This is a genomic window from Gemmatimonadales bacterium, from assembly GCA_030697825.1.
In the GTDB taxonomy this organism is placed as follows: Bacteria; Gemmatimonadota; Gemmatimonadetes; order Gemmatimonadales; family JACORV01; genus JACORV01.
In genome coordinates this window covers 34,982-46,475 of sequence record JAUYOW010000316.1, presented here as the reverse complement: position 1 = coordinate 46,475, position 11,494 = coordinate 34,982, and the positions used below count along the sequence as shown (strand labels likewise).

The 11,494-nt window shown below is 69.0% G+C and carries 12 protein-coding genes; 5 read left to right on the top strand and 7 right to left on the bottom strand.

Annotated features, from left to right (window positions below):
• Together Q8Q85_15650 and Q8Q85_15645 are read right to left on the bottom strand one after the other, a co-directional pair.
• Positions 1–196 (bottom strand): hypothetical protein (locus Q8Q85_15650; protein MDP3775693.1); only part of this gene is annotated, 196 nt, incomplete at its 3' end.
• Positions 197–203: 7 nt separating this feature from the next.
• A complete protein-coding gene (locus Q8Q85_15645; protein MDP3775692.1) occupies positions 204–1,241 on the bottom strand; it encodes a rod shape-determining protein in 1,038 nt (345 codons plus the stop codon).
• A gap of 192 nt (positions 1,242–1,433) precedes the next feature.
• On the opposite strand from Q8Q85_15645, the gene Q8Q85_15640 reads away from it, so the two are divergent.
• From Q8Q85_15640 to Q8Q85_15630, 3 genes are all read left to right on the top strand, one after another.
• Complete coding sequence (locus tag Q8Q85_15640; GenBank protein ID MDP3775691.1) at positions 1,434–2,030, top strand: hypothetical protein; 597 nt, start codon at positions 1,434–1,436, stop codon at positions 2,028–2,030.
• Between the two features lie 97 nt (positions 2,031–2,127).
• Positions 2,128–2,331 (top strand): 4Fe-4S binding protein, encoded by a 204-nt coding sequence (locus Q8Q85_15635; protein ID MDP3775690.1) that lies wholly within the window; start codon positions 2,128–2,130, stop codon positions 2,329–2,331.
• Complete coding sequence (locus tag Q8Q85_15630) at positions 2,324–3,496, top strand: NAD(P)/FAD-dependent oxidoreductase (GenBank protein ID MDP3775689.1); 1,173 nt, start codon at positions 2,324–2,326, stop codon at positions 3,494–3,496. The genes Q8Q85_15635 and Q8Q85_15630 overlap by 8 nt, the downstream gene beginning before the upstream one ends.
• Here the strand turns inward: Q8Q85_15630 and Q8Q85_15625 are convergent.
• On the bottom strand, positions 3,493–3,963 hold the full coding sequence (locus Q8Q85_15625) for a MarR family transcriptional regulator (GenBank protein MDP3775688.1): 471 nt from the start codon (positions 3,961–3,963) through the stop codon (positions 3,493–3,495). The genes Q8Q85_15630 and Q8Q85_15625 overlap by 4 nt on opposite strands.
• 64 nt (positions 3,964–4,027) lie before the next feature.
• Between Q8Q85_15625 and Q8Q85_15620 the strand changes: the two genes are divergently transcribed.
• Positions 4,028–4,429 carry a VOC family protein gene (locus Q8Q85_15620; protein MDP3775687.1) on the top strand — a complete coding sequence of 134 codons (402 nt, stop codon included), beginning with the start codon at positions 4,028–4,030 and terminating at the stop codon, positions 4,427–4,429.
• Positions 4,430–4,441: 12 nt separating this feature from the next.
• On the opposite strand, the gene ettA is transcribed toward Q8Q85_15620, so the two are convergent.
• Positions 4,442–6,121, bottom strand: a complete 1,680-nt coding sequence (ettA, locus tag Q8Q85_15615) for an energy-dependent translational throttle protein EttA (GenBank protein ID MDP3775686.1) — start codon at positions 6,119–6,121, stop codon at positions 4,442–4,444.
• Between the two features lie 109 nt (positions 6,122–6,230).
• Positions 6,231–7,859 carry an amidase gene (locus tag Q8Q85_15610; protein ID MDP3775685.1) on the bottom strand — a complete coding sequence of 543 codons (1,629 nt, stop codon included), beginning with the start codon at positions 7,857–7,859 and terminating at the stop codon, positions 6,231–6,233.
• 113 nt (positions 7,860–7,972) lie between these two features.
• On the opposite strand from Q8Q85_15610, the gene Q8Q85_15605 reads away from it, so the two are divergent.
• Positions 7,973–9,331, top strand: a complete 1,359-nt coding sequence (locus Q8Q85_15605; protein MDP3775684.1) for a tryptophanase — start codon at positions 7,973–7,975, stop codon at positions 9,329–9,331.
• 47 nt (positions 9,332–9,378) lie between these two features.
• Here the strand turns inward: Q8Q85_15605 and Q8Q85_15600 are convergent, their stop codons facing one another.
• Together Q8Q85_15600 and ald are read right to left on the bottom strand one after the other, a co-directional pair.
• The gene (locus tag Q8Q85_15600) at positions 9,379–10,182 is read right to left on the bottom strand and encodes a polysaccharide deacetylase family protein (GenBank protein MDP3775683.1); all 804 of its coding nucleotides are present in this window, start codon (positions 10,180–10,182) and stop codon (positions 9,379–9,381) included.
• Between the two features lie 31 nt (positions 10,183–10,213).
• Entirely contained in the window at positions 10,214–11,326 is a 1,113-nt protein-coding gene (gene ald / locus Q8Q85_15595) for an alanine dehydrogenase (GenBank protein MDP3775682.1), read from the bottom strand.
• Positions 11,327–11,494: the final 168 nt, after the last annotated feature.

The window sequence follows — 11,494 nt, the reverse complement described above, 5'->3', positions numbered from 1 at the left end:
GCCGCCGCCCTTCGGCGGACTCCACGGCGCGATGCTGGAGCGTGAGCAGCGGGAGCAGGACGGTGCGGCGGAGCGCGCCCGCGACCGGCGCGCGCAGGCCCTCGGGGAGTGCCAGGGCCGTCAGCGAGAGCAGCAGGCAGGCCACGAAGACGGCCGCGTCGGCCCTGGTGCCGTAACGTTCCGCGCGGAAGGCCATGCTCCGCCTACGTCGTCAGGACCGTGCGGTACTTCTCGGGATCGTCGAGGATGCGCCCCGTGCCGCGGACCACGCAGGTGAGCGGGTCCTCGTCCACGTGGATGGGGAGGCTGGTCTCGTGCGACAGCAGGATGTCGAGCCCGCGGATCAGTGAGCCTCCGCCGGTCATCACGATCCCGCGGTCCACGATGTCGCTCGCCAGCTCGGGCGGCGTGATCTCGAGCGCGCGGCGCACCGCGTCCACGATCTGCTGTACCGGCTCCTGGATCGCCTCCCGGATCTCGCTCGAGTGGACGCGCACCGTCTTCGGGATGCCGGAGACGAGGTCGCGTCCCTTGACCTCCATCTCGCGCTCCTCGCCCACGGGCGCGGCGCTCCCGATCTCGATCTTTATCCGCTCCGCCGTCGGCTCGCCTATCAGCAGGTTGTAGTTCTTGCGCATGAACTGCACGATGGCCGTGTCCATCTCGTCGCCGCCGGTGCGGATCGACGCGTCGCACACGATGCCCGAGAGCGCGATGACCGCGATCTCCGTGGTGCCGCCGCCGATGTCTATCACCATGTTGCCGGTGGGTGTCTCGATGGGCAAGCCCACGCCGATCGCCGCCGCCATCGGCTCGGCCACCATGTACACTTCCTTGGCGCCGGCAGACTGCGCGCTGTCGCGCACCGCCCGCTTCTCCACCTCGGTGATCCCGCTGGGCACGCAGACGATCACCTTGGGCTTCACCGGGAAGTAGTGCTTGTTGATGATGGACGAGAGGAAGTATCGCAGCATCTTCTCGGTCACGTCGAAGTCCGCGATCACGCCGTCCCTCATCGGGCGCACCGCGGAGACGCCGTCCGGGGTGCGGCCCAGCATGCGCTTGGCCTCGAGACCGATGCCCTTGATCTTGCCGGTGGACTTCTCTATCGCGACGACGGAGGGCTCGTTGAGCACGATCCCCTCGCCCCGCACGTAGATCAACGTGTTGCAGGTGCCGAGATCAACGGCGATTTCGTTGGCGGGAAGAAACGACCCGAGCTTGAATGAGGGCCAGCGCATTCCGGCGTGCGTCTTTTCCGGTTCGGGGAGCGACCAGTGGGAGCCGCGAAGACCCCCGTAAGTTATTGATGGCACAGTAACATAGAACACCCGGAGAGGCGAAGCAAGACTCCAGATCAGCTCCTGTGGCCACCTGCGGCCTGCCGGAGACACGCGATTGTGCATCCGCACCGCCGGGCACACCTTGATTCGATGCGACAAGTCCTCCGCGCCGCGGCCTGCACCGCCACCTTGGCCCTCACGCTCTCCGGTTGCGCCACGGTCCGACAGGTCAGCGCGCTCCGGCAGGTGGACTTCGCGATCGACCGCGTGGCGGGCGTGCGCATGGCGGGCGTCAACCTCGACCGCGTCCGCGGGTACAACGACCTTGGCCCCCTCGACGCCGGCCGCCTCGCGGCAGCCGTCGCGCGCGGGCAGTTTCCGCTCGAGTTCGCGCTGCACTTGGCCGCCCTCAACCCGCCCGAGAACCGCGTGACCGCCAGGATGCTCCGCATGCGGTGGACCCTCGACCTCAACGGGCGCGAGACGGTGTCCGGCCTAATCGACACGACCTACACGTTCCCGCCCGGGGAGCCGCAAGACGTGGCGATCCCGGTCCGGCTCGACCTCTACCAGTTCTTCCGCTCCAGCGCGCGCGACGCGATCGAGCTGGCGCTGGGCTTGCTTGGGTTGGGCGGGCGTCCGACCGAGATCGTCGTGCGCGCGGTGCCGGTGATCGACACCCCCCTCGGCGCGATCCGCTATCCCAGCGCGATCACGATCGTCCGCCGCACTGTGGGCGGACCGTAACCCGCGAAGCCCTCGCCTCGCCACTGCGCTCGCTCTCCCTCCTCTCCCTCGCACCTCGCGGTTGACACTCCACATCCCGTCCGGCTATGCTGGCCGGATGCCGCTTACCACCGCCGCCCGACGCATCGCCGTCGTGGACCTCGACCTCTGCGACGAGTGCGGGCTCTGCATGCCGCTCTGCCCGCCCGAAGCGATGCACATGACGCGCAAGGGCCTCATCGTGAGCCGAACGCTGTGCACCGGGTGTGTGAAGTGCATCGCCCCCTGCCCCGTCGGCGCCCTGACGATGGTCGATGCGTAAGACCGACGTGCTGGTGGTGGGCGGCGGGCCAGCCGGCCTCGTGGCGGCGTGGGAGGCGGCCGCGAACGGCAAGGATCTCGACGTCCTGCTGATCGAGCGCGACCGGGCCATCGGCGCACCGGTGCGCTGCGCCGAGGGCGTGGGGAGCGCCGGGCTCAAGGAGTTCATGAGCCCGGACGGCGCGGACTGGGTCTCGAGGCGGATCACCAAGGTCATCTTCTGGGCTCCGGACGACACCGAAGTGCAGGTCGGCGGTGGCGACGTCGGTTACGTCCTCGACCGCACTCGCTTCGAGCCTGCGCTGGCGGACCAGGCCAAGCGCGCGGGCGCGGAGATCCAGATCCGCACCGAGGCCATGGCGATGGAGCGGCTGAATGGTGGCTGGAAGGTGCGCCTCGAGGGGCCGCGCGGCGCGGAGGACGTGCTGGCGAAGGTCGTCATCGGCGCGGACGGAGTGGAGTCGATGATCGGCCGGTGGGCGGGGCTCGACACCCGGGTCGCCTCGCGGGACATGGAGTCGTGCGCGCAGTACGTCGTCTCCAACATCGACTTCGACCCGGACGCGATCTACCTGCACTTCGCCCAGCGGTGGGCGCCGGGCGGCTACGCCTGGATCTTCTCCAAGGGGGTGGGCGTCGCGAACGTCGGGCTCGGGATGATCGCTCTCAAGGGCGACGGCCGGATGGCGCGGCAGTATCTCGATGCCTACGTCGCGAAATACTTCCCGAACGGCAACGTCACGAGCCTCACGGTGGGTGGCGTGATCGCCGGCGTCACGGTGAAGCGCTGCGCCACCGACGGCGTGCTGCTCGCCGGAGACGCGGCCCACATGATCAACCCGCTCTCGGGGGGCGGTATCGTCAACGCCATGAAGGGTGGGCGGCTGGCGGGCCGGCTCGCCGCCGCGGCCATCGTGGAGGGCGACACTTCCGCGAAGCGGCTCCAGCGGTATCACGACGACTGGATGCAGCTGCTCGGCGAAGACCACATCAAGTACTACCGCATCAAGGAAGCGCTGGGAAAGCTGGACGACGGCTTCTTCAACGGCCTGGCGCGCACCGCGAACAGGATCCCGGTCGAGAAGCGCACCCTCGGCAGGATTTTCGCGCACGCGCTGGTGAACCATCCGTCGCTGCTACCCGTCGCGGCGCGGTTCTTCGTCTAGGCGCGCGTCGCGGCCCCGGCGGGCCGCGCCAGCCGCTCGATGAGCCGGGATGCGCGGGCGATCAACCGCCTTTCGGCCTGGGTCAGCCCCGCCAGATCGCCGGCGAGGCGCGTAACCCGGCGACGGCGGCCTTCCTCCAGCAATGCCCGCCCGCGGGCCGTGGCACGCACCCTCCGCACCCGTCCATCTTCCAGGTCGGGCACCAGCTCGACGAATCCCTCGCGCTCCAGCTCCCGCACCAGCCGAGTGATGGTGGGCGGGCGCACCTGCTCGGCGGTCGCCAGGGCGCCGAGGGTGAGCGGCCCGCCGAAGACCACTACCGACAGCGCCGACAGCCGCGGCGCGCTGAGCCCGGTGACCGCGTCCTCGGCCCGGAGACGGCGCAGCAGGTGGATCGCCGCCGAGTGGAGGCGGTCGGCGGTGTCGCGGTCCTCCGCGGACCCTTGACGGGACGGTCGGCGCGTCATATGATTTACTTAGCTAAGCTAACTATGTACCGACGGGGCCGCAAGCCGGCCCGAGGAGACCGCTATGACCAGCCCGACCGCCGCGCCCGCACCAGCCCTTGGCCGCATCGGCCAGATCGCCCTGAGCGTCCAGGACCTCGACCGCGCGACGGCGTTCTACCGTGACACGCTGGGCCTCAAACACCTGTTCACCGCCCCGCCGGGGATGGCCTTCTTCGACTGCGGCGGCGTACGTCTGCTCCTCGGCAAGGAAGAGCTCGGCCACACCCCGTTCGTGTTGTACTACGAGGTCGCCGATCTGCAAACCGCCCACGCCGCCATCGCCGCGCGCGGCGCCACCGTGATCGGCGCCCCGCACCGCGTCGCGCGGCTGCCGGACCACGACCTGTGGCTCGGCGAATACCGGGACAGCGAGGGGCACGCCTTCGCGCTCATGCACGAGGTGCGCCCGCCCGCCGCCGCCTGAAGGGCCGCCAGGCTACCGGACCAGCTTCCGGTACTTGATCCGGTGCGGCTGGTCCGCCGCGGCGCCCTTCCGCTTCTTGAAGTCCGCCGCGTACTCCTGGTAGTTACCCTCGTACCACACCGCCTCTCCGTCGCCCTCGAAGGCGAGGATGTGCGTGGCGATGCGATCCAGGAACCACCGGTCGTGGCTGATCACCACCACGCAACCGGGGAACGTCACCAGCGCGTCTTCCAGCGCTCGCAGCGTGTCCACGTCGAGGTCGTTCGTGGGTTCGTCGAGGAGCAGGAGGTTGCCGCCGCTCCTGAGCAGCTTGGCGAGGTGGAGGCGGTTGCGCTCGCCGCCCGACAGCGTGGCCACCTTCTTCTGCTGGTCCGCACCCTTGAACGCGAAGCTCGCGCAATACGCCCGCGTGTTCACCGTCCGCTTGCCGAACTCGAGCTCGTCGTGCCCGCCCGAGATCTCCTGGTAGACCGTCTTCGTGCCGTCGAGCGCTTCCCTGCTCTGGTCCACGTAGGCGATCTTGACCGTCTGGCCGACCTTCAGCGTGCCGCCGTCGGGCTTCTCATCGCCCACCATCATGCGGAAGAGGGTCGTCTTGCCCGCTCCGTTGGGGCCGATGACGCCGACGATGCCGCCCCGGGGAAGACGGAAGTTGACGTTCTCGAAGAGCAGCCTGTCGCCGAATCCCTTCTTCAGCTTCTCCGCGATCACGACCTCCTCACCCAGACGCTCCGGTGTCGGGATCAGGATCTCGGCGGTGCCCTCCTGGCGCTTTTCCTCCTCGGCGGCCAGTGACTCGAAGGCCGAGATGCGTGCCTTGGCCTTGGCGTGCCGGGCGCGCGGCGCCATGCGGATCCACTCCAGCTCGCGCTGGAGGGTGCGCTGGCGCGCCGAGGCCTGCTTCTCTTCGTTGGCCAGCCGCCCCTGTTTCTGCTCGAGCCACGAGGAGTAGTTGCCCTTCCAGGGAATGCCCTCGCCTCGGTCCAGCTCGAGGATCCAGCCCGCCACGTTGTCGAGGAAGTAGCGGTCGTGGGTGACCGCGATGACGCAGCCGGGGAACTCAGCCAGGTGCCGCTCGAGCCACGCCACCGATTCCGCGTCGAGATGGTTGGTCGGCTCGTCGAGGAGCAGAAGGTCGGGCTGCGCGAGGAGCACGCGGCAGAGCGCGACCCGACGCTTCTCGCCGCCGGAGAGTGTCTTGACGTCGGCGTCGCCGGGCGGGCAACGCAGCGCATCCATCGCGACGTCGATCTTGTGGTCGAGGTCCCACGCCCCGATGTGGTCGATCCGCTCCTGGAGCGTCCCCTGCTTCTCGAGCAAGGCGTTCATCTCGTCGTCCGTCATCGGCTCGGCGAACCTGCCGCTGATGAGGTTGAACTCGTCGAGCAGGGCGCGGATGTGGGCGAGCCCTTCCTCGACGTTGCCCCGCACGTCCTTCGCGGCGTCGAGGACCGGTTCCTGTGGGAGGTGGCCGATCTTGATCCCGTCGGCGGGACGGGCCTCGCCAAGGAAGTCGTGGTCCACGCCGGCCATGATCCTGAGGAGCGAGCTCTTGCCCGCGCCGTTGCTCCCGAGGATGCCGATCTTCGCGTCGGGGAAGAACGAGAGGTAGATGTCCTTCAGGATCTGCCGGCTCGGCGGCACCACCTTGCCTACGCCGACCATCGAGTAGATGTACTGGTGGTTGGGCATCGCCAAAATATAGAGGGCACGGGGGCACAGAGGGCACGGGGGCACAGGTCCAGGGCGGTGCGCCTTTGCGCTTGTACCCCTGTGCCCCTGTGCCTTCTGTGCCTTCTGTCTACGCCTCTACCGTCGGCAGGAACCTCGGCGGCCGCCGGAGCTTCGTGGCCTGCTCGTAAGCGAACGCCAGCTTTATCAGCGTGGCCTCGCTCCACGCCCGACCGAACAACGACAGCCCGACCGGCAGGCCGAAGGCGTAGCCCATCGGCACGGTAACGTGCGGGTATCCGGCTACGGCAGCCGGCGTCGTACAGTTTCCGCCGAAGGAGTCACCGTTGACCGGATCGATGGGCCAGACCGGAGCCTGGGTCGGGCAGATGATGGCATCGAGCCGGAACCGTGTCATGGTGGCGTCGATCCCCAGCGTGCGCGAGAAGCGGCGGCACCGGGCGAGCGCGGTGCGGTACTCGAGTGTCGTCAGTGGGCCCTTGCGCTGCGCCTGCTCGAACAGCTCCTGCTGGAAGAAGGGCATCTCGCGGTCGCGGTTGCGCTCGTTGAAGGCGATGACGTCCGCGAGCGTCTGGTACGGCGCGTTAGGGCCGAGCCCGCCGAGGTAGCGGTTGAGGTCCGCCTTGAGCTCGTACAGCAGCACCGTCAGCTCGGCGGAGCCGAGATTGTCCTCGGTCGTCACGTTGGCCGGGTCCACGATCACGGCGCCGCGGTCGCGCAGCACCGCGAGCGCGTCGTCGAACAGCCGGTCGGTGGGCCGGTTGTAGCCGGTGTACCGCTTGCGCGCGACGCCGATCCGCGCGCCGCGCAGGCCGTCGGGGTCGAGCGCACGGGTGTAGTCGGCGGCCCGCCGCCCGTTCCCGCCCGTGGCCGGGTCGCGCGGGTCCTCTCCGGTGATCGCGCCGAGCAGGACGGCCGCGTCCGCGACGGTCCGCGTCATCGGACCGGGAGTGTCCTGGGTGTGGGAGATCGGGATGATCCCACTGCGGCTCCACAGTCCCACCGTCGGCTTGACGCCGACCAGCGAGCACGCCGAGCCCGGCGATGTGATCGAGCCGTCGGTCTCGGTGCCGATGGCAGCGGCGCAGAGGTTGGCCGCGGTAGCGGCGCCGGAGCCGCTGCTCGATCCCGACGGGGACCGGTCGAGCACGTATGGGTTCCGGCACTGACCCCCGCGGCCGCTCCAACCGCTGGTGGAGTGGTTGGCGCGGATGTTAGCCCACTCCGAGAGGTTGGTCTTGCCAAGGATGACCGCGCCAGCAGTCCGTAGCCGCTCCGCAATGAAGGCGTCCCGCGGTGCCACCGACTCGGCCAGCGCCAGCGACCCGGCGCTGGTGTGCATCCGGTCGGCGGTGTCGATGTTGTCCTTGATGAGGACCGGGATCCCGTGAAGCGGACCCCGCGGTCCGCGCGAGCGCCGCTCGGCGTCGAGCTGGTCGGCGATCGACATGACATCGGGATTCACCTCGAGCACGCTCCGGAGCGTCGGACCGCGTCCGTCTACGGCGTCGATGCGCGCCAGGTACTGCTCCGCGATCTGCCGCGCGGTGTACCTGCCGGACCTCATCCACTCCTGGAGCTGTGCGATGGTCACTTCCTCCAGCTCGGACGAACCCTGCGGACGGGCGTCGGCGACCACGCTATCGGGACGCTTCACGCCGGCGCCGACAAACGACAGCGCGCTACCCATCACACCGGTCTTCACGAACGCCCGCCGACTCACCTCACGTCCCGTCATCTCGCCTCCAGGTGGGAAGTTCTGCCGTACCGCAGAGCATACGCGACCGATTCGCTCGGGCAACCCGGGCGCCGGCTGGTGACGGCCGGTGCTCCCCGATACCTTGAGCCGGCATGAAGACCATCATCGAGCCGTTCCGCATCAAGGTAGTCGAGCCGTTGCGCGTCACCACGCGCGAGGAGCGCGAGACCATCCTCCAGGACGCCCGTTTCAACGTCTTCAACATCCGAGCACGCGACGTACTCATCGACCTGCTCACCGACAGCGGCACCGGTGCGATGAGCAGTCTCCAGTGGGCCGGCATGATGCAGGGCGACGAGTCCTACGCCGGCGCCGAGAGCTTCTTCCGCTTCCGCGACGCTCTTCGCGCGCTGACGGGTTTCGAGCACATCCTTCCGACGCACCAGGGCCGCGCCAGTGAGCGGATCCTCTTCGAGCTGGTGGGTGGGCCGGGCAAGGTGGTGCCGAACAACAGCCACTTCGACACTACCCGGGCGAACGTCGAGCACTCCGGCGCCGAGGCGGTGGACCTGGTGATCGAGGAGGGCAAGCAACCCACCGCCCGGCATCCGTTCAAGGGGAACATGGACACCGAGGCGCTCGTGGCACTCATCGAGCGGGTCGGTCCGGACCGGGTGCCCCTCGTCATGGTGACGGTGACGAACAACTCGGGCGGGGGCCAGCCGGTCAGCCTGGAGAACCTTCGCGCCGTGCGCGCGGTGTGCGACCGCTACGGGATCCCGTTCTTCCTCGACGCCTGCCGGTTCGCGGAGAACGCCTGGTTCATCAAGCTACGCGAGCCCGGGCAGCAGCACCGGTCGGTGCGCGAGATCGTGCGCGAGATGTTCGACCTGGCCGACGGCGCCACGATCAGCGCCAAGAAGGACGGACTGGTCAACATCGGCGGCGTGCTGCTGATCCGCGACCCTGCGCTGGCACAGCGCGCCGACGCCCTGCTCATCCTGACCGAAGGCTTCGTGACCTATGGCGGCCTGGCCGGCCGAGACCTCGAGGCGATGGCGCAGGGGTTCGAGGAGGTCGTCCACGAGGATTACCTCGCGTACCGCATCCGCTCCACGGAGTATCTGGGCGAGAAGCTGCTGGCCATCGGATACCGGATCGTCGAGCCGCCGGGCGGGCATGCCATCTACGTGGACGCCGCGCATTGCTGCCCGCACATCCCGCCGGAACGCTATCCGGGGCAGGCGCTGGTCTGCGCGCTCTACCGCCACGGAGGGATCCGATCGGTCGAGATCGGCAGTGTGATGTTCGGCGGCGGCGGCAAGGCGCCGGCGATGGAACTGGTGCGCCTCGCGATCCCGCGCCGCGTCTACACCCAGAGTCACATCGACTACGTGGCCGAGGCGTGCGCCGAAGTGTTCGACCAGCGCGAGGCTTTGGTCGGACTGCGAATAACCAACAACCCGCCGTACCTCCGCCACTTCACGGCGGAGTTCGAGGAGCTGCGCTAGCCGCGCTCGATGCCGAAGGGGTCGCCGGGCGCGCAGGGCGCGCCGGCCTAGCGGTAGCGTCTTCCCAACGCGCGCTGGATCACGGCAGTGCCCACCGCGCACCGGTTGGTGAAACGCGCGAGCCCGCGGCCGGCGCGTCCCGCCGCGCCGTCGCGCAGCACCAGCGGCACGCCGAACCGGTCCCACGCGTACACCGGCCAGCGCTCGAGCATCAGCGGATCGCCGTCCGCTCCGTTCGGGCCCCGGAATCCGAGAGTGTACCCTGCCTCGACCGCCAGCCGCCTCACCCGGGCGTCCGCCGCGCCGAACGGGTAGCTGAGCCCGGCGGGCGGCCGCCCCAGCCGGCTCGCGATCGTCTCGCGCGACCGGCCCAGCTCGTCAGCCACCGCCTGGTCCGAGAGCCAGGTGAGCCGCGCATGCGTCGCCGTGTGAGAGTGGACTTCGATGCCGCGCTCCTGCCATCCGCCCAGGTCATCCCAGGAGAGGTGCCGGAACCGCCGCCACCCGTACTGCACGTCCCAGGTGTTCTCGCCGCCCACGAAATCGCTGATGACGAAGACGAGCGCCGTGAAGCCGTGATCGGCCAGGACGGGAAAAGCGTGCTGCGCGAGAGACTCGTAGCCGTCGTCGAAGGTGATCACGACGGAGGGCCGGGAGCCGGGAGCCGGACCTTCCGAGTCGCCCCGCAGCAGCTCGGCGCTGCCGAGGGACCTGAAGCCTAGCTGAGCCAGGGTCTCCACCTGCCGGCGAAAAACTCGCGGCTCGAGCTGGGTAAACCCCAATTCGAACCGCGTGTCGATCTTGTGGTAGCTGAGGATCGGCGGCATCGCGTCGTGGACCGGGCCGCGCACCCTCAGGTCCGGCTCCCGGCTCCCGGCTCCCTCACACGAACTTCCCCACATCCGCCAGCGGCAACCCGAACGCCTCAGCCACCCCCGGATACGTCACCTCGCCCGAGGCCATGTTCACGCCCAGGAGCAGCGCGTGATCGTCCCGGCACGCCTTCTTCCATCCCAGCTCGGCCAGACGCTTGGTGTATGGGAAGGTCGCGTTGGTGAGCGCGAGCGTGGAGGTGCGCGGGACCCCGCCCGGCATGTTGGCCACGGCGTAGTGGAGGACGTGGTCCACGACGTAGGTCGGATTCTCGTGCGTCGTCGGCTTCACCGTCTCGATGCAGCCGCCCTGGTCCACCGCGACATCCACGATCACCGAACCGGGCTTCATGCGCTTCAGGTCCTCGCGACGCACCAGCTTGGGCGCCTTCCCGCCCACGATCAGCACCGCGCCGATAACCAGGTCGGCCCGCGTAATCGCGTCGAGGATACTGTGACGGTTGGAGTAGACCAGCTCGACGTTGGCCGGCATCACGTCGGACAGGTAGCGGAGCCGGTCCAGGTTGATGTCGAGCAGGGTGACGCGCGCGCCCAGGCCCGCGGCCATCTTGGCGGCGTTGAGGCCCACCACGCCTCCGCCCAGGATGACCACCTCGGCCGGCGGCACGCCCGGAACTCCGCCGAGGAGGACACCGCGGCCGCCGTGCAGCTTCTCCAGGTACTTCGCCCCCTCCTGCACCGCCATCCGCCCCGCCACCTCCGACATCGGCGTGAGGAGCGGCAGCTCACCGGAATCGGTCTGCACCGTCTCGTAGGCGATGCACACGGCCCCCGACTTCATGTGCGCCCGGGTGAGCGCTTCGTCAGCCGCGAAATGGAAATAGGTGAAGATCACCTGGTCCTTCCGCAGGTGCGGCCACTCGGCGCCTATCGGCTCCTTCACCTTGCAGATCATCTCGGCGCGTGCCCACACGTCGGCCGCCTTGGAGATCAGCTCGGCCCCGGCTGCGGTGTAGAGGTCGTCCGCGAAGCCGGAGCCCAGGCCAGCCCCCTGCTCGACGAGCACTTGGTGCCCGCGGCTGGCGAGGACTTCGACGCCCGAAGGGACGACGGCGACGCGGTACTCGTTGGTCTTGATCTCTTTGGGGACACCGATGATCATCGAGGCCTCATCAGGTTTTCTGTGGTCAGTTGTCAGTAGAGTTGCAGAGTTGCAGCGGCCGTCAGGTTGAAGGCGGCGGGCGCCAGTGAGCAACGCGGCCGCTTGTACCGACTCCTGCCCACTGTCCACCGCTGCAACTCTGCAACCCTGCAACCCTACCGTCGCCTG